This is a genomic window from Arthrobacter sp. CMU6 (assembly GCF_059090205.1).
On sequence record NZ_JBNHFL010000015.1, the window covers coordinates 1 to 24167 of the forward strand.

At 66.5% G+C, this 24167-nt stretch carries 21 protein-coding genes, 1 tRNA gene, 1 other RNA gene and 1 pseudogene; 15 read left to right on the forward strand and 9 right to left on the reverse strand.

Going from position 1 to position 24167, the window contains the following annotated elements; all coding sequences use genetic code 11:
• Both AC5RWD_RS11925 and AC5RWD_RS11930 read left to right on the forward strand, forming a co-directional pair.
• Positions 1–155: pseudogene (locus tag AC5RWD_RS11925) on the forward strand (sugar phosphate isomerase/epimerase); the annotation flags it as partial.
• Between the two features lie 185 nt (positions 156–340).
• Positions 341–1366, forward strand: a complete 1026-nt coding sequence (locus AC5RWD_RS11930; protein ID WP_494020203.1) for a Gfo/Idh/MocA family protein — start codon at positions 341–343, stop codon at positions 1364–1366.
• A gap of 15 nt (positions 1367–1381) precedes the next feature.
• On the opposite strand, the gene AC5RWD_RS11935 is transcribed toward AC5RWD_RS11930, so the two are convergent.
• Complete coding sequence (locus tag AC5RWD_RS11935) at positions 1382–2422, reverse strand: glycosyltransferase family 4 protein (protein WP_494020204.1); 1041 nt, start codon at positions 2420–2422, stop codon at positions 1382–1384.
• A 163-nt stretch (positions 2423–2585) separates the two neighbouring features.
• On the opposite strand from AC5RWD_RS11935, the gene AC5RWD_RS11940 reads away from it, so the two are divergent.
• Together AC5RWD_RS11940 and AC5RWD_RS11945 are read left to right on the forward strand one after the other, a co-directional pair.
• Positions 2586–3284, forward strand: a complete 699-nt coding sequence (locus AC5RWD_RS11940; RefSeq protein WP_494020205.1) for a DsbA family oxidoreductase — start codon at positions 2586–2588, stop codon at positions 3282–3284.
• Positions 3285–3425: 141 nt separating this feature from the next.
• Positions 3426–4076, forward strand: coding sequence for a TetR/AcrR family transcriptional regulator (locus AC5RWD_RS11945; protein WP_494020206.1), 651 nt, complete (start codon positions 3426–3428; stop codon positions 4074–4076).
• 46 nt (positions 4077–4122) lie between these two features.
• Here the strand turns inward: AC5RWD_RS11945 and AC5RWD_RS11950 are convergent, their stop codons facing one another.
• The gene (locus AC5RWD_RS11950; protein ID WP_494020207.1) at positions 4123–4797 is read right to left on the reverse strand and encodes a LytR C-terminal domain-containing protein; all 675 of its coding nucleotides are present in this window, start codon (positions 4795–4797) and stop codon (positions 4123–4125) included.
• A complete protein-coding gene (locus AC5RWD_RS11955; protein WP_043417724.1) occupies positions 4790–5089 on the reverse strand; it encodes a type II toxin-antitoxin system VapB family antitoxin in 300 nt (99 codons plus the stop codon). Before AC5RWD_RS11955 ends, AC5RWD_RS11950 begins: the two co-directional genes overlap by 8 nt.
• 148 nt (positions 5090–5237) lie before the next feature.
• Between AC5RWD_RS11955 and AC5RWD_RS11960 the strand changes: the two genes are divergently transcribed.
• Both AC5RWD_RS11960 and AC5RWD_RS11965 read left to right on the forward strand, forming a co-directional pair.
• Positions 5238–6167 carry a Cof-type HAD-IIB family hydrolase gene (locus tag AC5RWD_RS11960; protein ID WP_494020208.1) on the forward strand — a complete coding sequence of 310 codons (930 nt, stop codon included), beginning with the start codon at positions 5238–5240 and terminating at the stop codon, positions 6165–6167.
• A gap of 124 nt (positions 6168–6291) precedes the next feature.
• On the forward strand, positions 6292–7878 hold the full coding sequence (locus AC5RWD_RS11965) for a stealth conserved region 3 domain-containing protein (RefSeq protein ID WP_494020209.1): 1587 nt from the start codon (positions 6292–6294) through the stop codon (positions 7876–7878).
• A gap of 72 nt (positions 7879–7950) precedes the next feature.
• On the opposite strand, the gene AC5RWD_RS11970 is transcribed toward AC5RWD_RS11965, so the two are convergent.
• Complete coding sequence (locus AC5RWD_RS11970; RefSeq protein WP_494020210.1) at positions 7951–8862, reverse strand: phosphodiesterase; 912 nt, start codon at positions 8860–8862, stop codon at positions 7951–7953.
• A gap of 665 nt (positions 8863–9527) precedes the next feature.
• Positions 9528–11078, reverse strand: coding sequence for a M23 family metallopeptidase (locus AC5RWD_RS11975; RefSeq protein WP_494020211.1), 1551 nt, complete (start codon positions 11076–11078; stop codon positions 9528–9530).
• Positions 11079–11236: 158 nt separating this feature from the next.
• Between AC5RWD_RS11975 and AC5RWD_RS11980 the strand changes: the two genes are divergently transcribed.
• The gene (locus AC5RWD_RS11980) at positions 11237–12145 is read left to right on the forward strand and encodes an oxygenase MpaB family protein (protein WP_494020212.1); all 909 of its coding nucleotides are present in this window, start codon (positions 11237–11239) and stop codon (positions 12143–12145) included.
• A 62-nt stretch (positions 12146–12207) separates the two neighbouring features.
• Here the strand turns inward: AC5RWD_RS11980 and AC5RWD_RS11985 are convergent.
• Positions 12208–12295 (reverse strand) — tRNA-Ser (locus AC5RWD_RS11985).
• A 76-nt stretch (positions 12296–12371) separates the two neighbouring features.
• Between AC5RWD_RS11985 and AC5RWD_RS11990 the strand changes: the two genes are divergently transcribed.
• The 5 genes from AC5RWD_RS11990 to AC5RWD_RS12010 all read left to right on the forward strand — a co-directional run bounded on the left by AC5RWD_RS11990 (position 12372) and on the right by AC5RWD_RS12010 (position 18575).
• Complete coding sequence (locus tag AC5RWD_RS11990; protein ID WP_494020213.1) at positions 12372–12695, forward strand: hypothetical protein; 324 nt, start codon at positions 12372–12374, stop codon at positions 12693–12695.
• Between the two features lie 72 nt (positions 12696–12767).
• Positions 12768–12864, forward strand: an RNA gene (gene ffs / locus AC5RWD_RS11995) — signal recognition particle sRNA small type.
• Between the two features lie 32 nt (positions 12865–12896).
• The gene (locus AC5RWD_RS12000) at positions 12897–16355 is read left to right on the forward strand and encodes a DNA polymerase III subunit gamma and tau (RefSeq protein WP_494020214.1); all 3459 of its coding nucleotides are present in this window, start codon (positions 12897–12899) and stop codon (positions 16353–16355) included.
• A 146-nt stretch (positions 16356–16501) separates the two neighbouring features.
• Complete coding sequence (recR, locus tag AC5RWD_RS12005; RefSeq protein WP_111902426.1) at positions 16502–17101, forward strand: recombination mediator RecR; 600 nt, start codon at positions 16502–16504, stop codon at positions 17099–17101.
• Positions 17102–17216: 115 nt separating this feature from the next.
• Positions 17217–18575 carry an aspartate kinase gene (locus AC5RWD_RS12010; RefSeq protein WP_494020215.1) on the forward strand — a complete coding sequence of 453 codons (1359 nt, stop codon included), beginning with the start codon at positions 17217–17219 and terminating at the stop codon, positions 18573–18575.
• 102 nt (positions 18576–18677) lie between these two features.
• Here the strand turns inward: AC5RWD_RS12010 and AC5RWD_RS12015 are convergent, their stop codons facing one another.
• The 3 genes from AC5RWD_RS12015 to AC5RWD_RS12025 form a co-directional block, all read right to left on the reverse strand.
• On the reverse strand, positions 18678–18890 hold the full coding sequence (locus AC5RWD_RS12015; protein WP_494020305.1) for a hypothetical protein: 213 nt from the start codon (positions 18888–18890) through the stop codon (positions 18678–18680).
• 104 nt (positions 18891–18994) lie between these two features.
• The gene (locus AC5RWD_RS12020; protein ID WP_194718022.1) at positions 18995–19189 is read right to left on the reverse strand and encodes a hypothetical protein; all 195 of its coding nucleotides are present in this window, start codon (positions 19187–19189) and stop codon (positions 18995–18997) included.
• A gap of 200 nt (positions 19190–19389) precedes the next feature.
• Positions 19390–21819, reverse strand: a complete 2430-nt coding sequence (locus AC5RWD_RS12025) for a S8 family peptidase (RefSeq protein WP_494020216.1) — start codon at positions 21817–21819, stop codon at positions 19390–19392.
• Between the two features lie 242 nt (positions 21820–22061).
• On the opposite strand from AC5RWD_RS12025, the gene AC5RWD_RS12030 reads away from it, so the two are divergent.
• The 3 genes from AC5RWD_RS12030 to AC5RWD_RS12040 are packed head-to-tail and all read left to right on the forward strand — an operon-like array spanning position 22062 to position 24071.
• Positions 22062–22715, forward strand: a complete 654-nt coding sequence (locus AC5RWD_RS12030) for an SSI family serine proteinase inhibitor (RefSeq protein WP_494020217.1) — start codon at positions 22062–22064, stop codon at positions 22713–22715.
• A 25-nt stretch (positions 22716–22740) separates the two neighbouring features.
• On the forward strand, positions 22741–23673 hold the full coding sequence (locus AC5RWD_RS12035) for a 3-methyladenine DNA glycosylase (RefSeq protein WP_494020306.1): 933 nt from the start codon (positions 22741–22743) through the stop codon (positions 23671–23673).
• A complete protein-coding gene (locus tag AC5RWD_RS12040; RefSeq protein WP_494020218.1) occupies positions 23673–24071 on the forward strand; it encodes a serine protease inhibitor in 399 nt (132 codons plus the stop codon). The genes AC5RWD_RS12035 and AC5RWD_RS12040 overlap by 1 nt, the downstream gene beginning before the upstream one ends.
• Positions 24072–24167 lie beyond the last annotated feature (96 nt).

Genomic DNA, 24167 nt, shown 5'->3' on the forward strand with positions numbered 1-24167 from the left:
CCGCGATCGGCTACACCGGCCCCATCAGCATCGAATGGGAAGACGCCGGCATGGACCGCCTCCACGGCGCCCCCGAAGCCCTCGCCGCCCTGAAGAAATTCGACTTCCCCGCCTCCCAAACCAGCTTCGACGCCGCCTTCAGCAGCAAGGACTAAGCTCACTTCCACTGGAGTTTTTGTCCAGATATCGCGCGCAAGAGTGTCCTTTGGGGCCGATATCTGCAAAAAAACTCCACAGACCAAAGGAACCGCACCGACGGGAGGAACGCCAATGATCCGCACACTCCGGGCCGGCAAGCGGTGTGAGGTCTGTACTGCCACCGACACGACAAAGGACTAACGTGACCAACCACCCCAATGGCGCCTCCGACGGAAACATCCGCTGGGGAATTCTCGGAACGGGATTCATCGCGGATCTCCAAACGCAGGACCTGGCCGGAAATGGCTTCACGGTGCAGGCCGTCGGTTCCCGCAACGCGGAATCGAGCAGCGCGTTCAGTGAAAAGTTCGGCATTCCCACCGCGCATGCAAGCTACGAAGCACTGGTTGCGGACCCGGACGTCGACGTTGTCTACGTTGCCTCACCGCACACGTTCCACCATGCCCACGCGCTGCTCGCCCTGAACGCCGGAAAGCACGTGCTGGTGGAGAAGCCGTTCACCATCAACGCCCGGGAAGCGCAGGAAATCTTTGCGCTGGCAGAGGTGAAGGGGCTCGTGGCACTGGAGGCCATGTGGAGCCGCTTCCTCCCCCACATCGCCCGCATCCGGGAGATCGTCGCTGAGGGCTCACTCGGGCAGATCCGGAAGGTCACGGCCAGCCACAACCAGAACCTTCCCAAGGATCCCGCGCACCGGCTCAACGATCCTGCCCTGGGCGGCGGTGCCCTTCTGGACCTTGGCGTCTACCCCGTTTCCTTTGTCTTTGACGTCCTGGGCACACCGGACACCATTCGGGCCAGCGCCTCCATGACCGCCACGGGCGTGGACCGGCAGACGGCGGCGATCTTCGAATATCCGGACGGACAGCAGGCAATCGTGGACTGCTCCCTGGACGCCGCTTCGAACAACCGCGCCGCCATCATCGGGACCGAGGGATGGATCGACGTCGAACCCACCTGGTACAACCCCACGCCCTTCACGCGGTTCGACAATGCGGGCAATGTCCTGGAGACGTTCGACCAGCCGGTCGACGGCAGGGGAATGCAGTACCAGGCGGCCGAGATGGAACGCCTCATCAGGGCCGGCCTCACTGCGGGCACTGTTCTTCCCCCGCGTGAGAGCGTGGCCGTCATGGCCGCGATGGACGAGATCCGGCGCCAGATCGGCCTCAGGTACGACGCCGACGCCAGCCAGGAACCGCAATGACTGAAACCGTCCCCGCTAACTGCTTTGGCGGGGCTCCCGGGTGTGTCCGCCCACAATCTGTTCATAGAGCGCCAGGTGGTCCGCCACCATGCGGGCCGAGCTGAAGCGCTGCTCCACCGAGGCGCGGCAGGCCTCCCGGCTGAGGCCTGCGGCCTGGGCTGCGAATCCAGCGAGCTGGTCGACGCTGCCCAGGTAGCCCGTGACGCCATGCTCCACTATTTCCGGTGCAGCACCGGCAGGGGTCCCCACGACGGGCGTTCCGGTGGCCAGGGCCTCGATCATCACGAGACCGAATGGCTCCGGCCACTGGATCGGATTCAGGAACGCGAGCGCGCCGCCCATCAGTTTGTATTTCTCGGCGTCGGTCAGCGGTCCCATGAACTCCACGCCGGGCCCCATCGCCGGCTTGACGACCTCGTCGAAATAGCCCTGCTCCTCCGGACCCTGGATCCTGGCGCTGATGCGCAGCGGTATGACGGCGGCGCGTGCAATGTGGATTGCTTCGAGGACGCCTTTGTCCGGAGAGAGCCGTCCGAGGAAACAGAGGTAACCGCCATTTCCCTGGCCCACCGGAACGGATGCCACATCCATGCCATGGTGGATCACCTTCGCCACCGGTACTTCCGGCGATCGGCTGACCTGGTCATGGGAAATGGCGATGATGCCGGTGGTCTTTCCGATTGCGCTGTACAGGTCCACGGCCTGCGGGGCCAGCCGGATGTGGATGGTGGTGACTACCGGAACACCGGCCGGCCGGTGGGCATACAAGGGTCCGCTCATGGTGTGGTCGTGGATGATGTCCACGCCTGCCAGGCCGTCGTAGGCCCTGATGATGTGGCTCAGCTCCGACAATGCGGAACCCATCTCCGCCGGTTGCGAGGGACGCATCCGGGGAGCAAGGGGAACGGGGCAGGTGCTGTCGGACGGCGCTGCCAGCAGGACGTCATGCCCGGCCGCGGCGAACCCGCGCGCAAGGCTGTCCACCACCCGTTCGGTGCCGCCATACCCGGGCGGCGGAACCGGGATCCATGGTGCCGATATCAGTCCAATGCGCATGTTGCCTCCCACAAATTCACGGCCGGACCGCCGGGAGTTAGTCCAAACACTATGGCCGGGCCTGCCCGCAGACAAGGGACGCGGACAAACAGGGGCCAGCCGGCGTGACCAACGCAACTGCCTGCGCAGGAATGCCCTGGAGGGCCCGGGAGTTGTGGCAGGCATGAAGATTGAGATCTGGTCAGACGTCGCATGCCCCTGGTGCTACATCGGCAAGCGCCGGTTCGAGGCCGCCCTCGCCGAGTTCCCGCACCGCGACCAGGTGGAGGTGCAGTGGCGCAGCTACCAGCTGGACCCGACCCTGCCCGAACACTACGAGGGCACCGAACTGGACTACCTCAGCACGCGCAAGGGCCTCGCCCCCGCCCAGGTGACGCAGATGTTCGACCAGGTAGCAGCACAAGCCAAAGGTGAGGGCCTCAACTACCGGTTTGACGCCGTCGTGGTTGCCAACAGCTTTACGGCCCACAGGCTGATCCACCTCGCTGCCGCGCATGGCCAGCAGGATGCGGCCAAGGAGCGGCTGCTCAGCGACCACTTCGAGCACGGCAAGGACATCGGCAGCGCCGAGTACCTCGCGTCGGTTGGCGCGGATCTTGGGCTCGACGCAGGCGACGTTGCCGAGCTGTTGAGCACGGACAAGTACGCCGACGACGTCCGCCGTGACTTCGCCGAAGCACGCGCACTGGGCATCAGCGGCGTTCCCTTCTTCGTGATCGACCGCAAGTACGGGCTATCCGGGGCCCAGCCTGCGGCGAGCTTCACCATGGCCCTCGAACAGGCCTGGCAGGAGTCGCACCCGCTGGTTATGGCTGGGGAGGGCACAGCCGAGGCGTGCGGCCCGGACGGCTGCCCGGTCTGAGTTCGAGCAGCTGAGTCTCGAACGTTTGAGCCTCCGACAGCCGAGTTTTCTGTGCACGTATCGTCCCTTGGAGGGCGTTTTGAGGCCGTTATCGGACAAAAACTCGGCGGGTTTGGTGACAGATCGCGGTAAGGTGTCCCTATGCCACGGATTTCGGCCCCCAGCAACGCTGCGCAGCGCGCCGAAACCCAGCGCCGCATCCTGAACGCGTTCGGTGAGCTCCTCTTCTCCCACGGGCTGCCTGGGCTCACCATGACGGATGTCGCCCGGCACGCGGGGATCGGCCGCACGGCTGTCTACAACTACTACGCGGACATCGAAGAGCTCCTGATCGCCTACGCACTCGTGGAGACGGAGCGATTCATGACGGGGCTGCGCGAGTCGCTGTCCCGGCTGGACAACCCGGTGGACCAGCTGGCCCTGTATGTGCGGGCCCAGGTGGAGGATCTCAGCCGTCGCCACCTGCCGCCGGGTCCGGCCATGGGTGCCGTCCTGTCACCGGCCTCGTTCGCCAAGCTGGCCGACCACGTGGGCGGGCTCAGTGACATGCTGCAGGACATTCTTCGCCAAGGCATGGACCAGGGCTACCTCCCGGCGGCCGATCCCCTGCAGCAGGCGCAACTGATCCACGGCACCCTCTCCTCCAGCGCCGCCCGCGGCGGCGATGCCACCGAAGACCTGGAGGAAAGGATCTCCCGAACCGTCCGCTTCATTCAGTTGGGCGCCGGGGCAAGGTTCGACGACGGCGGCCGCCCGGTCCGCCTGCAGCCGCCGGCCGCCGCGGCCGGTTAAGGATGAGCCCGGGCAGCCGGCCGCAGAACTCAGCCAGCGCTGAAGATCAGGGCTTGGCGCCCTGGGTCGGCATGACAGGCCACTGCGAGTCGTCGGCGACGCGCCGGCTTTCACGGGGGCAGCTCAGCTGGCCCGGCGTCTGGTCAACAAGCTGCGGCTTGATGAGGCCGCGGTAGTCGCTGGTCAGGATCACATCCACGCTGGCGTCCTTCCGCCCGTCCTGAAAGTAATCGGAGCCCGGCAGGTTCCGCTGGACGGTGAAGGCCGCTGACTGCCCGGCAGCACCGGAGACGATTGCCGCCACACCGCGGTACCCGGTCTGCGTGTTGGCCACGTTGCCAACAACAAATTTTCTGGCCTTGAATTCATTGGCTGCCGCCTTGGCCAGGCCGCTGCGGCTCGTGGCGTTGAGGACGTTCACCTTCACCTTGGCGGGCGGCGTGTAGTCGAAGGTGGCGGCAGGGCAGACGGAGGAGTTCTCCTGGGCCTGGATGGCGTACGGAAACTTGATCTGCCCGCTCATCACCCCCATTGCCCCCATGACTCCTGCGACAATGAGGCCCAGCAGCAGCACCAGCACCACACCGTGCAGGATCCGGCGCCGCAGCCGGCCGGGGTTCTTCGCGTGTTCGTCGTGCTCGACGAATGTGGCCCTGAGCTCGGGGCCGGTAATGACGCGGTGACCGTGGAGAACGGTCAGGTCTTTGGGTTTTCTAGCCATCGATCACAAGCACCCTTGCATGTATGGCGGTGCGCTGGTGGAGTGCCGTCCTTACCGCCCGGTGCAGACCATCCTCAAGATAGAGGGTGCCCTGGTACTGCACCACGTGGGGAAACAGGTCGCCAAAAAAAGTGGAGTCCTCGGCAAGGAGCGCTTCAAGGTCCAGGGTCCGCTTGGTGGTCACAAGTTCATCCAGCCGCACGGGACGGGGCGGAAGCGCCGCCCAGTCTTTGGGGGTACTGAAACCATGGTCGGGGTAAGGGCGTCCCTCGCCCACAGCTTTGAATATCACCCTGCAAGCGTATGCAACTGGCCGGTTCTAGGGAATGTGGAATCAGCGCGCCGCGGGAGGTTGTGGCCAAACAGTAACTATCTTTCACATGCTGGCCGCCACCCGCCGTCGGGCGGATCAGCCGGTACCGGGCTGACAGAATGGAGCCATGACTGCACCTTCAGCGAACCCCGCCACCGGGTTCGGCGACCACACTCCCTCGGCACCCGCCCTGGCCCTTCTCCTGGACGTCGACGGCCCGGTCGCCAGCCCGGTGACCAGGGATGTGAAACCGGAAATCATTGCCGACCTGCTGGCACTGGCGGAGGCCGGAATACCGGTCATCTTCAACACAGGGCGCTCGGATGCGTTCATCCGCGAGCAGGTCATGACGCCCATGATCGCAGCCGGAATGCCGGGCGGAACGCTGATCCACGCCATTTGCGAAAAGGGCGCTGTGTGGTTCAGCTACACGGCTGCGGGCCCGGGACCCATCCACGTGGACCACGAGCTTGCCGTGCCGGCGGCCTACGGCGACGATATCCGGCGCATGGTGGCGGAGGACTACGCGTCCCACATGTTCTTCGATGAAACCAAGCGCGCCATGGTGTCCGTGGAGCAGCATATCGATGTGCCGAACAGTGAGTACCTCGCCGAGCAGAAGCTGTTTGATGCCGAGGCCCTGCAGCTCATGGAGCGCCACGGTTTCGGCGTCGTACGGCTGGAGCACCACGCCCCGAATTCCGACGACGAGATCGACTACCGCGTGGACCCCACCATCATTTCAACGGACATTGAGTCGGTCCGGCTGGGCAAGGACCTCGGCGCAAGCCGCGCGGTGGAGTTCCTGGCGGCCCAGGGAATCACGCCGCAGGCGTGGCGCACGGTCGGCGATTCCCGCACGGACTACGCCATGGCCGACTGGCTGCACCACAACGACCACCCGGTGAAACACGTCGATGTCCGCCCCGCGGACGGCGTCCCGGCCAAGCCCTACGACGTACTCACCGCCGTCGACCTGGGTCTGGCGGAAACGGTTATCCACGACGACGCCGGGGCGGCGTTCCTGTCCAGCTGGCGTCAGGCGCTGCTCGGCTAATCCCGCTGCCGCGGCCCGGAGGGCGGGCCACCGCCCTGTCTCCTGCCCGACTTGTTTTACCGGCAGGACTATCATGCAAGTAAGACTTCACCCCTAGCAGCTTGGGAGAAACACCATTACCGACGTGACGGTTCAGGACGACATCTACTACGGTGGTCAGGCTTCCGAGGACGTACCCGCACTCGCGGAAGTAACGTCGCCGGCGGCTGTGGCGCGCCTCAAGCACCGCCCCGACGTCATTCGCCGGTCGGGCCGGTATGCGGTGATCAACGAAACACGGACTCCGTACCAGGCCATGGTGGAGGACCTGCTTTTCCTGCGGAATGTACTGGACGGGGCCGGGCTGGATTACCTGCTGGTCCGGGGCAACAACGACCGTCCGGTGATCGCGCTCGACTGGAAGGACCGCAAGAAGCTGCGGTCCGCGCTCGTCGACGCCTGCCGCAACGAGCCGTTCTACTCCATGACCGTGGACGCGAAGAAGAAGACGTCCGTCCTGGTGGCCGACGGCGAACTCTCCGTCAACCGGCAGGCACGCATCTTCCGGCTGTACCGCCCGCGGGTTGAGCCCAACGGCGGCTTCGAGTTTGGTGCCTCCGCCGGCGTCCAGGTGGAGCTGTGGAGCTTCCTGGACAACGAAGTAATCCTCCCCATCGAGAACTCCCTGACCCGCCGCACCATGATGACGCACGACGCCGTCCGCGGAACGGTTGAGCGTTATGGCCACACCTGGCCCACCATCGAGAACATGTTCGCTGACCACGCAAGCGACATCAGCTTTGATATCGACATGGTCTTCTCCTGGGTGGACGGCACCTCACCGGAGTACATCGCCGCCCGCCGCGCCCGGATGGCGGGAGCCGTCCTGGGTGAGGGCGACGACCACGAGGCGCGCTACCGGCAAATCAATGAGCTCAAGTACGCGCTCCGGTCGGTGTACATGTTCGCACCGTGGGTCCGCCGCATCTTCATCGCCACGGACTCGCCCGCGCCGGAATGGCTGGCCGACCACCCGTCCGTGACCATTGTCCGGAGCGAGGAGTTCTTCGCCGACCCGTCGGTGCTGCCCACGCACAACTCGCAGGCCGTGGAGTGCCAGCTGCACCACATCGAGGGCCTCTCCGAGCACTTCCTCTACTCCAACGACGACATGTTCTTCGGGCGGCCCGTGGGCCCGGACATGTTCTTCACTCCCGGTGGCATCACCAAGTTCATCGAGGCGGAGACCCGCATCGGCCTCGGCGACAACGACGCCGAACGCAGCGGCTTCGAAAACGCGGCGCGGGTCAACCGGAAGCTGCTCTGGAACCGCTTCGGCCGGATCACCACCCGCCACCTGGAGCACTCGGCGGCGCCGCTGCGGCGCAGCCTCGTGGCCCAGATGGAGCAGGAGTTTCCCGCGGAGTTCGCGAAGACTGCCGCCAGCACGTTCCGGGCTGCGGACAACATCTCCGTCACGAATTCCTTCTACCACTACTACGCTTTGCTGACCGGCCGGGCCGTGACCCAGACGGCTGCCAAGGTGCGCTACGTGGACACCACGCTCCGGTCGGGACTGAAGTACCTGCCCAAGCTGCTGACCAAGCGCAACATGGACTTCTTCTGCCTCAATGACGGCAGTTTCCCGGAGGTTCCGGCCGAGGAACGCGCGGAGCTGGTGACGGACTTCCTGGAGAAGTACTTCCCGATCAAGGCGCCCTGGGAAAAGTAGGCGCCAAACCGCAGAAAACCCCGCCGGAGCTGAACGGGTCAGATCCGGCGGGGTTTCGTATGCCTACTGGCGCTACTTCCGTGCGAGCATCGGGCGCTTGGCCCCTTCGGGGATGCGGATTCCGGCTGCTGCCAGCCGGCGTTCGGTCTCCTCGGGGCTGACGTATTCGCCCACGGTCGGAGTGGCGCCCAGCGGCACCACTGAATGCACCACCGTGTGCTCGTACACGTGCACCAGGTTGAAGGCCTGCCCGCCGTCCCGGCCGCGCGTGCCGCCCACGGGAACATTCAGGTCCTGGGTGTAGCACGTCGCCGAGGCCACGGACACGGGGATGCCGGCGAAGCTCGCCGTCGTGGAGTAATGCAGGTGCCCGGCGAGGATGCTGCGGACATCCGAGTTCCGGACCACCGCCGCCAGGGACGCCTGGTCGCGGAGCTCCACCAGCACGGACAGGTCCAGCACCGACGGAACCGGCGGATGGTGCAGGGCCAGAATCGTACCGTCCGGTGCGGGGGTCTCCAGCTGGCCGGCAAGCCAGTCCAGCTGGTTGTCACTGAGTTCACCGTGGTGGTAGCCCGGCACGGACGTGTCCATGGTGATGACCCGCAGCCCGTTGACGTAGTAGCTGTGGTCGACGGGATCGTCGTTGCCCGGCTGATCGAACAGTCCGGCCCGGAAGTTGGCGCGGTTGTCGTGGTTGCCCATGGCCCAGATGACCTGGGCGCCGAGATCCCGGCAGGCGGGCGCCACGATCGCGCGGAGCTTGGCGTACGCCTCGGGATCACCCTTGTCTGCCAGGTCGCCGGTGAAGATCACGGCTTCCGGGCGTGCGCCGGAGGCCTGAACCTCATCGAAGAGCTGGATCAGGCGGGCTTCGCTGTCAACTGCGCCGTAGAGGGGGTCCGGACCTCCCAACAGGTGGGGGTCACTCAGGTGGAGTAGAAAATGGCGTGGCCGGGGGTGCTCGGCCTCGATGAGCTCCATTGCTGCCTTCGTGGTAGTTAGGAAGCGGGTGCCTCCTGTGTCCCTCTCAGTACGCTCCATCCAACCAGATAAAAGGCGAACTGGGGGGAAACGGGAGTTGGCATGTTGAAAAAAATTACAACACCGCCGTCGCTTCCGGGCTACCTTCCTCGCTTTCGTTTCCTCGCACGGTCATTACCGATGACCGCTTCATTTAATTTGCCGCGCAATGTTTGCTTGCCGCATTCCGCCGGTTCGTGACGGACAGTGGGCATGGGCCCCGCAGCTCCGCGTAATGAAGGGGAACACCCCCGACGGTTCCGGGCGGAATGCTCTTCCGGAAAGTGCCAGGCCTACCGTGCCTGGGGCCGCTGAAAAGGAGGACGACGGCGTGCTGCCGAGCCGGGCAGGCCAACCGCCCAGCAAATCCGGTACAGCACGTACATCCGCCGTCGGCGGACGCATCCGCTACCGGCAATGAATCACCCGTTGGGCAACTGAAACCCGGGCGTGTTCCGTCGGGTGTCGGCGGAATCGTTTGGAGGGAAGTCACATCGTGCTCTCTCGCCGGGTGCATAGCTGTCACTAGTGACAACGGCTTTGGCCTCCGTTGCATTCCCTGGACCTCCTCACCTTGTGGCTTCCCCCGGTAAGCGAACAGCCCGACGTCGGCTGCCCGCCACCGTTTACGGCACCGCCGTGGGCTCCGCCGTCGGAACAGCTTCTGCAGCGGCCGTCGCCGCTGCCGCGGCAGCATCCTCGGTTGGCGCGGCACTCGGCGTGGTCACGGTTGCCGGTTCCGATGTGGGAACTGGCGCCGGTGCCGGCCCGCCCGGAACCGTGGTTACGGGTGCCGCCAGCGTGGGAACCGGATCCGGGGCAGGTGCCGGAGCGGGCTCAACGGGGGCAACTTCCGTCGGGGCAGGGGTGGAACTCGTGATCGGTGCGGAGGGCGCTACCGGCTCGCTGGGCGCCGGGGGCGCGGGGTCGGCCGGGACCGGGTCAACCGGAGCCGGGACCGCCGGTTCCGTGGGCGTCGGATCAGCCGGAGCCGGGTCCGCCGGGGTTGGTGTGGGGGTCGGCGTCGGCGTGGGGGTAGGCGTCGGCGTCGGTGTGGGGGTCGGTGTCGGCGTTGGCGTCGGCTTTGGCTTGGCCGTCGCAGGAGGCTTTGGCGCCGTCGGCTTGGGGCTTGCCGTAACTGTCGGAGTTGCCGCCGGGCGGGTGGTCGCTGGACCCGACGAGGTGGGAGCGGAGGTCGACGAGTTGGCCATCAGGGGGGTTCCCACCGAGGCTGACGGGCGGCTGCCGGGGTTGGCCACTGCGGCGGCGGTGACCGGCGTCAGGCCGTCGTCCGTATTGCCGGGTCCGCTGTTGCCTGGGATGTTGGGGATGGCCCACCCGGACGCGGTGGCCGAACCGCTTTCGAAGCTGGTGAACACGGCGGGCTTCAGCGCGTCGGTCTGCCGGATGGGCAGGAGGGTCCACTTCGTCGGGTCCTCGTGTTGACCGTTCTTGATTACCTCGAAGTGCAGGTGGCAGCCGGTGGAGGATCCGGTGGTGCCCACCTCGGCGATGATCTCCCCCACCCGCACCTGGTCGCCCTTTTCGACGGCGATGCCCTGCAGGTGGTTGTAGGTGGTGATCAGGCCGTTGCCGTGGTCAATTTCAACCCTGTTGCCGCCGCCCCAAGGGTGCCATCCTGCGGCCCGGACCACGCCGGCGTCAGCTGCGTAGACGCGGGTGCCGCAGGCGGCGGAGAAGTCCTGGCCCCAGTGGAATTCTCCCGCTTCGCCGGTGATCGGGCTGCGCCGCAGGCCGAACGAGGAAGACGGCGTGAGGACTTCGAGGGGCGCCATGAGGAAGCCGGCCGCCGGCCGCTTCAGCGCAGTGGAGGCCACGCCGGGAGATTTGGCGGTGCCCGCCCTGGTTGTCTTGACCGGGGAGTTCGACACTGTACGTCCGGCGGGCGCCTTCGCCGGTGCGGCGATGCCGGACCCGCTGATCGCGTAGCCGGGCGGGGTGGTGTCCGGATCAAGAAGCTCCGGCCCCACGACTCCCGAGGGAGGGGCGATTGGGACGGCAGCTCCCACGGGCTGCTGGATCGAGGCCGCGGGCCCCTGGAATCCGAAGGCAAAGACGGAGAAACCGACAATCACCGCCGCGGATAGGCTCCGCAAGGCGATCCGGCCAGGGCCGGTCACCCTCGGTGCATGCTGGGGTCCCCCATGATTTGCCACAGAATTCTCCTGGTCAGTACCCGCCAAACTCCTGTCTCGACGAGCGTGTCCTCCATTGTGGCCACAGCCCAAAGCACGGCGAAACCCCTAAAACTGGGGGGCCACACGGTATGAATCCATAGGCTTAACCGGCCGCCTTGGCCGCGCGAGAATGAAATATGGAGACTTTCGTGAGGGAATGGCAGGCGGAGCTGAAACGCACACTGACCGGCAGCCCGGATGCGCTTCCGGGCTGGGCCCGGAAATTTGCCCAGGGAGATGACGCCGGGTACTTCCTCCCCGGCTCTGCGGTCTGGGCCGTCCACGCCGGCATGCCCACCATCATCGGCGGCATCCGGGCCCTCCTGATGCAGACCCTCCACCCCGGCGTCCTCGCCGGGGTCCACGACCATTCAAATTTCCGGGAGGACACGCTGGGCCGGTTGGCCCGGACCACGGCGTGGATCCACGCCCTCACTTACGGGTCAACGGCCGAAGCCCACGCGGCAACCGCGAGGGTAGTCCGGCTGCACGAGTCCGTCATCGGCAAGTACGTCGACGGCGGCGGCACCGTCAGGGAGTACTCCGCCAACGATCCTGAACTTCTCGGCTGGGTGCACATCACGTTCACGGACTCGTTTCTGCGCACACATGAGCTGTGGGCCGGCACCATTCCGGGCGGTCCGGACGCCTACGTGCGCGAATGGGCGCAGGCGGGCAGGCTCATGGGCGTCGAGTTCCCGCCGGAGAGCAGAGCCGCGCTCGACCGGGAACTCGCAAAGTGGCTTGCCTCCGGGATTCTTCGCCGCGACGACCGGGTTGCCGAAACGGTCGCCTTCATCCGGGATCCGCCCCTTGACCCCCTGCTGAAGCCGGGTTATCGAGTACTGTTCGAGGCGGCCGTCCTGAGTCTGGAGCCTGAATACCGCCGGCTGCTTGGATTGAGGACTGCCCGGCTGGGTCCCCTGCCGCTGCCCGTGTGGCCGGCTGCCTGGGCGACTCTCGCCGTCGTCCGTTTTGCTTTGGGCAGGGCAAGCCCCAGTGAGCTCGCTGCCCGCCAACGGCTCCGGAGACTGGGCGTGGCCTAGCCCACGTCCTACGCGGGAAACAGAAAACCCGGTCCTGACGAAGTCAGAACCGGGTTTTCCGATGGCGGAGAATGGGGGATTTGAACCCCCGAGGGCGTTAACCCAACACGCGTTCCAGGCGTGCGCCATAGGCCGCTAGGCGAATTCTCCAGCTGCTCTTGAACCAAAAGCAGATACTAGAATACCTGAACTTTCCGGCATCTCCCAATCGGCCGAAAATGGTGCCATGTCCCAGCTGCATGCGCTCGTGGTTTACGTTCCCGAATCCCATGCCGGGGCGGTGCTCACCGCCCTTGGAGATGCCGGCGCGGGCAGGCTGGGTGACTACTCACACTGCTCCTTCACGTCGCCTGGCACAGGGCGGTTTACCCCCTTGCCCGGAGCCCGGCCCTACATCGGCGCCGCCGGCGAGCCGGAAGAAGTTTCCGAGATTCGGATCGAGTGCATCGTGGAAGAGGACGTGCTCGACACCGTCGTGCAGGAACTGCGTCGGGCCCACCCTTACGAGGAGCCGGCGTTCATGAGCTGGCCCGTGAACGGGCACCGCTAAGCCGACGGCGGTGCCCGCCACTGCGCCACCGGAGCCGATTCGGGCCAGGCCCAAAGTTCGGGTAAAGTATCTGACGGCCCCTCATGTGGCGTCATCCTGTTGAACTCCCCCAGGACCGGAAGGTAGCAAGGGTAGATGGGCTCTGGCGGGTGCATGAGGGGTCTCTTATTTAATGTCAGTCCCTATAGGTAGGTTTTTCCTGTGACTGTTACAACTGCCCTTTACCGCAGGTACCGCCCGGACTCGTTCGCGGACGTTATCGGGCAGGAACACGTCACGGAGCCGCTGATGACGGCGCTGCGCAAGAACCGCGTGAACCACGCCTACCTTTTCTCCGGCCCGCGCGGCTGCGGCAAGACCACCTCTGCGCGCATCCTGGCGCGTTGCCTTAACTGCGCGAAGGGCCCCACGGACACCCCGTGCGGCGTCTGCCCCAGCTGCATCGAACTCGCCCGCGGCGGTGCAGGCTCCCTGGATGTCATCGAGATCGACGCCGCCAGCCACGGCGGCGTGGACGACGCCCGCGACCTCCGGGAACGCGCCACGTACGCTCCGGTTCGGGACCGCTACAAGATCTTCATCATTGACGAGGCCCACATGGTCACCTCGGCTGGCTTCAACGCCCTGCTGAAAATCGTCGAAGAACCGCCGGAACACATCAAGTTCATCTTCGCCACCACCGAGCCGGACAAGGTCATCGGGACCATCCGGTCGCGCACGCACCACTACCCGTTCCGGCTAGTTCCGCCGGAGCCGCTGATGGCCTATCTCGAGCAGCTCTGCCAGCAGGAGAACGTCCCGGTGGCCCTCGGTGTGCTGTCGCTGGTGATCCGCGCAGGCGCGGGGTCCGTGCGGGATTCGCTGTCCGTGCTGGACCAGCTCATGGCAGGCGCCGGGCCCAACGGCCTCGATTACGAACTCGCCGTCGCACTCCTCGGTTACACACACGCCTCGCTCCTGGACGACGTCGTCGAGGCAATCGCCGCCTCCGATTCCGCCACCGTCTTCCGTGCCGTGGACCGCGTCATCCAAACGGGGCACGATCCCCGCCGCTTCGTGGAGGACCTCCTGGAGCGTTTCCGCGACCTCATCATCGTGCAGGCCATGCCGGAAAGCGCCCAGGCCATCCTCCGCGGCATGCCGGCCGACCAGATCGCCCGGATGCAGAGCCAGGCACACAATCTCGGCGCAGCCGAGCTGTCACGCGCGGCCGACGTCACCAACACCGCACTGACGGAAATGACGGGTGCCACGTCGCCGCGGCTTCACTTGGAACTGCTCTGCGCCCGCATCCTGCTGCCCAGCTCCGAGCAGACCGAGCGCGGCATCGCCGCCAGGATCGACCGCGTGGAGCGGCGCCTGAACTACAGCGGGTCCGACGCGGGTGCCCCCGCCGCCGCGTCGGTTGCGGCGGCCGTGCCCGCGCCTGCGGCTCCTGCTCCGTCTGCTGCGCCTGCTCCGTCTGCTGCTCCTGCTCCCGTTGTACCTCTTCCGTCTGCTGCTCCCGCCTTGAACGTCCCGGCAGTTTCGGCGCCTGTTCCCGCCGCCCCTGCGGCGCAGGGCGCGCCGCAGGTGGGCCCGCCATCCATCCACGACGCACCGGGACGGGAATCACAAGCGGCACACGGCACCCCCGAACGGGAAGCCCTGGCCGCGCCACGCATCACCACTGGTGACTGGCCCATGGATGACGCCGCTGCACGCGGCCCCCGCCCGGCCCCAGACTCAGACGGCGGCCAGGGCCGCGGGTCTGTCCACCAGCATCCCGCGGCTTCGCAGGCACCCGGGTCCACCCCGCGACCTGAACAGGCTCCGCACCAACAGCCCCAAGGCCCCGGGCCGGTGGCGCAACCGGCTGCCCCTGCTGCCGCTGCCCCCCCGCCCCACGCCCAGCCCTCTTCGAGCACAGCTCCCACCGGTGCCGCCCCTACCGGTGGGCACGCCGACGTGGAGGTACTCCGGCGCGCCTGGCCCGAGGTCCTGCAGACTTTGGCAAGGATCAAGCGGAGCACGTGGGCGCTCGTGGAGCCCAATGCCCAGGTCGGCCAGTTCGACGGCCAGGTCCTGACGCTCGTCTTCACCACCTCCGGGCTGGCCGGTGCCTTCGGCAGGGCAGACCACTCCGAGAATCTGCGCCAGGCCATCCACAAAACGATCGGCATCGACTGCCAGATCACCGCCGTGGCAGGCGCCGGCAGCTCAGCGAGCTCTGAGCCAAACCCAAAAGCGCCTACTAGCCGGGATATTCCGGCTGCCACCACTGACGCGGATTGGGGCCTGCCCCCCACCCCGGGTGACTCCGGAGAGCCGGAGCCTGCCCCTGCCCGCCCTGCGGCAACAGGTCCGGTTCCGGCGTCGCCAGGCTCATCCACCGTGTCCGGGGCCGGGCATGCCTCTCCTTCATCGCCTCCTTCGTCGCCGGGAGCTCCAGCAGTTTCCGCACCGCAATGGTCCGGACCAACCATCACGGCGTCCCGTTCGGACACCCCAGCTCCCGCGGGCGTCGTAAGCGCTGCTGGCGCATCAGCCGCTGCCGCACCCGCTGCCCCTGGCGCATCAGCCGCTGCCGGACCGGCCACTGCCGCACCCGCCGCCCCTGCTAGGGACTATTCCTATCCGGATGACGACTGGGGGCCTCCGCTGGACGAGGACGCGCCTCCGCTGGAAGAAGAGCCTCCCATGGACTGGGAGCCGTCGCGCCAGTGGCAGGGCAGCCCTGCGCCATCGTCGGCGCCCGAGATCAAGGCGCCGCAGGTAGCCCAGGCCGTCGCGTCCGCACCGTCGGCCGCGCAAACCCGTTCAAAAAATGCTGCTCCGGCACAGGTGGAGCAACAGCCTGCTCAAGACACCTCGGCTGATCCGTGGTCCCGCGCTGTCGAGCAGGCACCTGGCGTGTGGGCTCTCGCGTCAGAAAGCAACGTGGGCAAATATGCGGGAGCGGCTGACAACGGCCATGACGAGGAGCCAACCGGCGCGGCTACCCCCGTGTACGCACCGGCCGCCGCCCAGCCGCCCCACCCTGGCGGTCCCGCCGCCGAAGGCCAGCCGTCTGCTGCGCCGGGTGGGAGCACCGCAGGTGAAGGCGCCCCGAGTGTGGTCGCCCCAGCCGAGGCCCCGCCGGAGTTTGCCGAGCGCAAGGTCCCGGAGTTCGAGCCTGCCTACGCCATGGCATCCGCCCCGTCGGCTGCCAGCCACGAGTACGGAGCACCCACTCCAACCCAGGGTGTCCGCCCACCCGCCGTGACTACTGCCACCGATGCCGCCCCTGTCCGGGTTCCCGTGTTCGCATCAGGCCCCGGACTTGTGCAGGCCGGCCCCGCATCAGGCCCCGGACCTGTGCAGGCCGGCCCCGCAGTCCAGGCCGGCCCCGCAGTTGCTGCTGCCCGCACCGCTGCACCGGCGCCGGAGACTCCCGCCAGGGGCAAGCTGAGCCTCTACCAGAGGCTCTCCAACAGCCCGGAGGCCGAGGCAGGCCGGGCCAAGGCGCCAGCGCGGAGCATCGAGGAACCGGCAAAGTACGTGCAGGACATCCCCAGCGCGGACGACGAAACCATCGAGGAGTCCGGCGTCTTTGGCCGTGCCGCCGTCGAGCGTATTCTGGGCGGAAAGCTCATCGAAGAACGGTCGCTGGACGGCAGCCCCCTGATGCCCCGGTATTAGGCAGCGGCAGCCGGCCCTGAACAGCCTCCCGCCCGAAGCGAGGACCCGCCGGCCGGGTGGCCCCGGGCAGGGCAGGTTACCCCGCAACGTCCCGGTGCCCCGTCTGGCGGCACCGGCCAACTTTCAACCAAGCAATCGAGGAAAAAGTGTACGAGGGTGCAGTTCAGGAGCTGATCGACGAGCTCGGACGCCTTCCCGGTGTGGGACCGAAGTCTGCGCAGCGCCTGGCTTTCCACATCCTGGAGGCAGACCCGCAGGACATGAAGCGGCTGGTGGAGGCCATCACCACAGTCAAGGAGCGGGTCAAGTTCTGCACCGCCTGCGGCAACGTGACCGAGCAGGAACTGTGCAACATTTGCCGCGATCCGAGGCGTGACCCCTCCGTCATCTGCGTGGTGGAGGAGTCCAAGGACGTGCTGGCCGTGGAGCGCACCCGTTCGTTCAGGGGCCGCTACCATGTGCTCGGCGGTGCCATTAACCCGATCGCCGGCGTCGGCCCGGAACAGCTTCGGATCCGCGAACTCCTCAACCGGCTCAGTGATGGCGCCGTCCAAGAGATCATCATCGCCACGGACCCGAACCTGGAGGGCGAGGCCACCGCCACCTACCTCGCGCGGATGCTGCAGTCGATCGGGATCGCCGTCACACGGCTCGCTTCAGGGCTGCCCGTCGGCGGGGACCTCGAATACGCTGACGAAGTCACCCTTGGCAGGGCCTTCGAGGGCCGCCGGAACGCCCTCAGCTGACTGCAAGGGTCACAATTCCACAGCGGGCGGACCACAGCGATAAACTGGGTATGCCGCCGCGCCATAAGGCCGTCTGGCCTCCAGAACTCCAATTTGATCCAGTGAGGGTGCACGCATGAGTATGCCCAGTACCGATGTGAAAACCGAACCGCAGCCGCAAGAGCTGCCCGCAGTTGCTGCTGTCACTACGCAGCTCATTGTGCAGAAGTTCGGCGGCTCCTCGGTGGCTGACGCTGACGGCATCAAGCGCGTGGCCAGGCGCGTGGTCGACGCCCAGAAGGCCGGCAACGAAGTCGTCGTCGTGGTCTCCGCGATGGGTGACACCACCGATGAACTCCTTGACCTTGCCGCGCAGGTCACCGATTCTGCGCCCGCCCGCGAGATGGACATGCTCCTCTCCGCCGGAGAGCGCATCTCCATGGCCCTGCTGGCCATGGCCATCAACAAGTTCGGCGCGTCCGCGCAATCCTTCACGGGTTCCCAGGCCGGCATGATCACAGACGGAATCCACGGCAAAGCCCGGATCATCGACGTCGACCCGCACCGCATCCGCACTGCCCTGGACAAGGGGCACATTGCCATCGTCGCCGGCTTCCAGGGTATGAGCCGCTCCACCAACGAGATCACCACCCTCGGCCGCGGTGGTTCGGACACCACGGCCGTGGCCCTCGCCGCCGCCCTCGAGGCCGACGTCTGCGAGATCTATACAGATGTTGACGGCATCTACACCGCGGACCCCCGCGTTGTGCCGTCCGCCCAAAAAATCGACCGCATTTCCAGCGAGGAGATGCTGGAACTGGCTGCCTCCGGCGCTAAGATTCTTCACCTGAGGTGCGTTGAATACGCTCGGCGGTTCGGCGTACCGCTGCATGTCCGTTCCTCGTTCAGCCAGCACGAAGGCACCTGGGTCCTGCCCGGCGCCGATGACAAGATCACGACTCAAGAGGGAGTTGCCTTGGAGCAGCCAATCATCTCCGGTGTTGCACACGACCGCTCGGAAGCAAAGGTCACCGTTGTAGGTGTTCCGGACATCCCGGGCAAGGCAGCCGCGATCTTCCAGGTCATCGCGGACGCGCACTCAAACATCGACATGATCGTCCAGAACGTCTCCACGCACGGCACCGGCAGGACCGACATCTCCTTCACCCTGCCCATCGTCGAGGGCGCCGACGCCCTTGCCGCCCTCCGTGCTGCGCAGGCCGAGATCGGCTTCGAAAGCATCGAGTACAACGAGCAGATCGGCAAGCTGTCGCTGATCGGCGCCGGCATGCGCTCGCACCCGGGCGTTTCCGCCACGTTCTTTAAGGCACTGTCCGCCGCGGGCATCAACATCAACATGATCTCCACGTCGGAAATCCGCATTTCCGTCGTGACCCATGCTGACCTGCTCGATGACGCCGTCCGCGCCATCCACAAGGCATTCGACCTGGACAGCGAAGCCGTTGCCACCGTCTACGGCGGCACCGGCCGCTAAGGTGCCCGCCACAGCGCGCTGTCACGGCCGGCGCTGACATAACCCGTGGAGAAAGGAGCCCGGTGCGTTCACGCACCGGGCTTCTTCACTTCAATAGAGGCGTTATGACTTGTTCAGGTCGCTCTTGCGGACAGCATAGTGGTGCCCCTCCGAGTCGGTCTCGACTTCGAACTGGGCCAGATCATCTTCGGAAGCATGCTCATAATCGTCATGCAGGTGAACCACCGGCGCAGCTGAATCGCCTACGGCGGCAGGGCCGAATACGAACCGGAGCCTGTCCGTCAGGTTCATGAAGCCAGTGAGCACATGTGCCACAAGTCCCACCCCCTTCCCTGCTCGAAGGCGGAGGGCGTCTGCCCTTCGATTGCCAGTGCCCTTATTTTACGCCGGGGCCCCGAAAAAGAACCTGCAGGCGGCTGCTAGCGCAGGGACTTGTCGTCGGGGTTGCGGGGCACCACGTACGTGCTGCCGTCCGGGCGCCGGACGGTTTCCCACTGCTGCGTCTCGGCTTCACGCTGGGCGAGCAGTTTGCGGTTCTCCTCGGTCATGTCGTGAACCAGCGAACTCCTGTTGGCAGGGCCAAAAACCGCCCTGAGCTTGCCGGTTGCCCGCATGAACCGCTGTGCGCCGTTCTCTTTTGCCAAGGTACCCACTCCATTTCGGAACTGCTGCCACTGTCAATGATACACGAACCATTAGTGCGCTAATTATCCGGGGGCCCGTAGCTCCCCCGGCATTAGGCCGGGGAACCACGACGCCGGGACTCGCCACACTCGGTGAGTCCCGGCGTCGTCCGTCCTGGAAACAGCTTCACCTATGGCACCGGCCGCACCGCCACTGGTGAGCGGACGGTGTTGTCGCCTGACGTCCACGTCAGGGATCCGGTGGAGTACGCGTTCAGCGGAGCCCCTGCGGTAGTGAACGTGATGGTGAACCTGGCGCTTTCACCCTCGGCCAGCGTCACTTCTGCCGGGCTGACAGTGGCGGTGATGCCCGGAAGGGAGATCGCTGCCCGGTACGTTCCTGCCGTTACTGCCGTGACCGACCGCGTGACCGTCTGGCTGCCGGACATGGCGCCCAGCGCCACGGAGGGGAGGTTGACATCCTTGGCTGCGATGGGGGCGACGCCAAGGTCAATTCCCTGTCCCTGGAGGAATCCCATCCAGTCACTGATGCCGGCGTCGTAGACGAGCCCCGGGGCGTCGAACCGGGCCGGATCAACGTGGCCGGCGCCCTGGGCAAAGACGTCATGCACGTCGGTGCCGGCAGCGTTGACCAGGTCGTAGGCGGTGGTCATGATGGCGGATTTCACGGCCGCCGGGGACCACTGCGGGTTCTTGCCGAGCAGCAGCGCACCCGAGCCGGCGATGTGCGGCGACGCCATGGACGTGCCGGACAGGAAACCGAAGCTCTCGCCGTTGAAGCCGACCGGTGAAACGGCGGCGAGCACTGCCACACCCGGAGCCGTAACGTCCGGCTTGAGCAGGTCACCGTTGGATGCAAGGGTGGGGCCGCGGGAGGAGAATTCAGCAATCTGCGGCACGGGCGGTGGTTCGGCCCCGGTGGTGTCGGTCGCCCTGAGGCTTGCCGTCATGCCGGGGGTCGCCGCCACCACGTCCTTGATCTTCGGGTCACCCACATGCACCGTGGGCACGCTGTGCAGGTCGGCGTCGAGCGAGCCGGGCGTCAGGTTGACCAGGACCATGCCCACGCCGCCGGCACGCTTAACCTCGGCGCTCTTGTCAACGCGTGGCACAACCCCGCGGTCGCAGACCACGATCTTGTCTGCAGTCTTGGCCGGGTCCAGCGAGTTCGGCGCGCAGAGCGCCGCATCGGCTGCCGGGGCGGCTGCCGCCTTCACGTCCACGGCCAGCACGATCGGCTTGGAGTCCACCTCGCTGCCCATGACGCTGGCACCGGCGAACTTGCTTCCGTCCGACAGTTCCGCGGTCCCGCGGAGCGTGTTGTCGAAAGTCGAGGCTGCCACGCTGGTGATCCAGGGTCCGGCATGGTTGACAGTCGAGGCGGTCGGGCCGGAATTGCCGGCGGAGGCAGACACGAAGATCCCTGCGGCCGCCGCGTTCAGGAAGGCGAGGGACACCGCATCGACGGTGGAGTTGTTGTTTCCCGAGATGGAGAAGTTCAGCACGTCCACGCCGTCGAGGACGGCATCCTGGATGGCGTTGAGGATGTCTGATTCGACGCACCCGGTGGCCTCCGGAACGGCGCCTTCCCAGCAGACCTTGTACACGGCAATCTTGGCGGCCGGTGCAACGCCCGAGCTCTTGCCGAAGTCGCGCCCGCCTGCCGTCTGGGTGACGTCGGCGTTTCCGGCTGCGGTGCTGCTGGTGTGGGATCCGTGGCCGTTAACGTCCAGCGGCGAGAACTTCTCGCTCGGGGACCGGAATTCCGGCGGAACCGCTGCCTTGTAGGCCTTGTCGTAGAACCTGGCACCGATGACTTTGCTGTTGCATTCCGTGCCGTCGAACCCGTCGCCGGCCACGCAGTCGCCCACGAAGGTGCCGCCGTTGGCCTTGCGCATGGCGATCACGTTGCCCTGCAGGCGGAACGGCACGCCGACGTCCGGCGTGCCGGACAGCGGATCGACGGTCTCGCCGGCGAAGAACGGATTATCGGGAGTGTAGCCGGTGTCCAGCACTCCGACCACGATGCCCTTGCCCGCCTCATCCACACCACCGAACTGCTGGTCCCACACGCCGTCGCCGCCGGGCAGTCCCAGGAAGTCCGTGCTCGAGTAGTCCGGCTTGCGGATGCTGTCCGGGACCACGGCCAGGACGTCGGTGTCACCGGCGAGCGCCTTCGCCTGGGCTGCGGAGAGAACCGCGCTGAAGCCGTTGAGTGCCAGCGTGTAGCTCCTGTTGATGGTCACGCCCGTGGCGGCTGCCGCCTGCCGCTGCTTGGCCTTGAGGTGCGCATCGTACTTGCGCGAGTTGGGGCCGGAGGGGTTCAGCTTCTTCCCCTTCGGCACCGCCGTTCCGGGGATGCCCGGGACGCCGCCGGAGTATGTGGCCAGCGGTTTGTCCTTGAGCATCACGATGTAGTGGCCATCGTCGAGCGGGGATGCCGCCGGTTGAAGCGAGGCCGGCTGCACCGATGCAGGTGCAGGAGCCGCCGCCGTTGGACCGGCGAGGCCCTGGCCAATGACCAGGGCAAGGGCCGCGGCGAAAACGGCCGGCAGCCTTCTGCTATGTCCGGGGCGGGTAGTGGATTGCTGAGGGATCATGGGGGATGCCTTCCTTGGTTCAGGACCTGTAGACCTTCGGTCCCACGAACTGGACGCTCTGCCCCCCCATGGGCGTCATCACTATTTGGTTATGCCGCGCACCCGTTGATGTCAGAAAGATACCGCGGACGCCCCCAAGAATCGATACCCTTCCGTTAGCAATTGCCGGGTACCGTTATCCGCCTGTACCGGACGGCCCGGGGCCCCGACGGTAGAATGGGAAAAACTTGAGGAGACCCGGCATGCGCAAGCAACTGATTTCTGTGCTGCTCGCCCTCGCAGCGGTGGGCGGTCTCGCGGCCTGCACCCCGGACACCGGAACCGGCCAGCCTTCAGCCACCCCCGGGACCACCACCGGATCGCCGGGAACCTCATCACCCGGCACCGAGACCCCAGATACCGTTACCCCAGGTACCGAGACTCCGGGTACTGAAACCCCGGGCACGGGCACTCCCGGTACCCCGGCTCCCGGGGCCACGCCGCCCGACGCCGAAACGACAGTCCCAGCGCCCGCACCCCCTGCCGCTTCTCCGCTGCCGTCCGGTCCCGGCGCCGGCGACGCCGAGCTGTCCATCACGGTCAAAGCGTCGAAGGACGGCAAGGCCGCCAACTACACGCTGGTCTGCAAGGACGGCTCGCCGATGGCCGAAAGCCAGCACCCCAACGCCGCCGCTGCCTGCACGGCTCTGAAGAACAACGCAGCCATCGTGAACGCCGCCACTCCGCCGAAGGGCATCTCCTGCACGCAGCAGTACGGCGGGCCGCAGGTGGCCAGCGTGACCGGTGAAGTCAATGGCACCCCCGTGGAGACCTCCTTCGCCCTGAAGGACGGTTGCCAGATCGGTGCCTGGAACGCCGCCAAGGACATCCTCGGTGCAGCGGGCGGGGCGCTTTAGGACTGTGGCAGGCACTTCCTTGACGATCCCTGCTGCCCAGGTCCTCTCCCCCGCCGACTGGAGGGAACGGGAAGCCGCTCACGTGCGCAGGGTGCGCCGTTACGCTGATCCCTACCTTGCCCGCCGCTCCGCCGGGCGGAAGCATCCTGTGGAGGACTTCCTCTTCACGTACTACACCCAAAAGCCGGGCCAGCTGCTGCGCTGGCATCCCGGGGACGGCGTGGTTCTCTCCGGGACGGACGCCGCCGCCCGCAAGAATTGGAAATACTACAAAAAGCTCGACGGCGGTGAGCTGGCCAGCGCGGGCCTCCCGCCCGGCAGCACCGCGGTGGTGTTCGACCGGGAGGCGTTCCTGGTCGAACGGCGCGACGCCCTCCTGTTTGCCCGGATCATCCTCGCCGGAACTGCCGCGCGGCCGGCACAGTTCGGCTGCTTCGGCCTGCATGAGTGGGCCATGGTCTACCGGCAGGACAAGTTCGAGCTGCGCCACGAGTACCTCAAGCTGCGGCTCGGTGGCGCGGGCACGGACAAGGTGGTTGAGGATAACAGGATCCGTTGCTCCCACTTCGACGCGTTCCGGTTCTACACACCCGACGCTGTGCCCCTGAACGAGTTATCACCCAGCCGGGAGAACCAGCGGACCATGGAGCAGCCGGGGTGCCTGCACGCCAACATGGACCTGTACAAGTGGGCGTACAAGCTTTCGCCGGCACTGCCGAGCGAACTCGTGATGGACTGCTTCGAGCTGTCGTGGCGGGTGCGGGCCATGGACATGCAGGCCTCCCCCTATGACCTCACGGAATGGGGCTACCCGGCCATTCCGATTGAGACCCCCGACGGCAAGGCTGCTTACGTCGAGCAGCAGCGGGCCTTCTCGGCCGAAGCCCAGGAGCTGCGCGGCTGGCTGCTTTCCGCCCTCGCTCCGCTCTTCGACAGCCTCGGAACGGAGCCGGAGTGATGGGCGACATGCCGGCATCCCCGGGCCCCGGCAGCGGCGTGCCTCCGGCCACGGACCTTGAACTGACCGTTGCCCTCACCCACACCCCGGGCGGCCCCGAACACGTCTACATCCTCGTCAGCCGTTCCGGCCAGCTGGTGGAATCAACGCTGCCGGATCCGGCGGCGGCGATTGCCGCCGTCGGCCGCTTCGGCGAACGGATCTTCTTCCCCGAGCCCGGCCCGCCCAAGCTGTGCACCCAGCAGTACGGCGGTCCCCAGGTTGCCGTGGTCACCGGCACCTTCAACGGCCGCGCCGTAAATTCCCGGTTCTCCCTGACTGACGGCTGCGAAATTGCCCGCTGGCGGGCACTGTCCCCGCTGCTGGGTGGAGTGGCCGGGTCCACGGGCGCGATCTGATCCCGGGCACCCTTGTCCGCCGAGGGAGTTTTTGTGCACATATCGCGACTTGCGGGGCATTCAGCGGCCATTACCCGGACAAAAACTCCAACCTAG

Bases quoted from the DNA above. Each gene is read 5' to 3' on its own strand.
- AC5RWD_RS11960 (WP_494020208.1), top strand. From the start codon at position 5,238: ATGACTGCACCTTCAGCGAACCCCGCCACCGGGTTCGGCGACCACACT.
- AC5RWD_RS12020 (WP_194718022.1), bottom strand. From the start codon at position 19,189: ATGCGGGCAACCGGCAAGCTCAGGGCGGTTTTTGGCCCTGCCAACAGG.
- AC5RWD_RS11945 (WP_494020206.1), top strand. From the start codon at position 3,426: ATGCCACGGATTTCGGCCCCCAGCAACGCTGCGCAGCGCGCCGAAACC.
- AC5RWD_RS11950 (WP_494020207.1), bottom strand. From the start codon at position 4,797: ATGGCTAGAAAACCCAAAGACCTGACCGTTCTCCACGGTCACCGCGTC.
- AC5RWD_RS12040 (WP_494020218.1), top strand. From the start codon at position 23,673: ATGGGCGACATGCCGGCATCCCCGGGCCCCGGCAGCGGCGTGCCTCCG.
- AC5RWD_RS11980 (WP_494020212.1), top strand. From the start codon at position 11,237: ATGGAGACTTTCGTGAGGGAATGGCAGGCGGAGCTGAAACGCACACTG.
- AC5RWD_RS12025 (WP_494020216.1), bottom strand. From the start codon at position 21,819: ATGATCCCTCAGCAATCCACTACCCGCCCCGGACATAGCAGAAGGCTG.
- AC5RWD_RS12030 (WP_494020217.1), top strand. From the start codon at position 22,062: ATGCGCAAGCAACTGATTTCTGTGCTGCTCGCCCTCGCAGCGGTGGGC.
- AC5RWD_RS11970 (WP_494020210.1), bottom strand. From the start codon at position 8,862: ATGGAGCTCATCGAGGCCGAGCACCCCCGGCCACGCCATTTTCTACTC.
- AC5RWD_RS11940 (WP_494020205.1), top strand. From the start codon at position 2,586: ATGAAGATTGAGATCTGGTCAGACGTCGCATGCCCCTGGTGCTACATC.
- AC5RWD_RS11935 (WP_494020204.1), bottom strand. From the start codon at position 2,422: ATGCGCATTGGACTGATATCGGCACCATGGATCCCGGTTCCGCCGCCC.
- AC5RWD_RS11990 (WP_494020213.1), top strand. From the start codon at position 12,372: ATGTCCCAGCTGCATGCGCTCGTGGTTTACGTTCCCGAATCCCATGCC.
- AC5RWD_RS12010 (WP_494020215.1), top strand. From the start codon at position 17,217: ATGAGTATGCCCAGTACCGATGTGAAAACCGAACCGCAGCCGCAAGAG.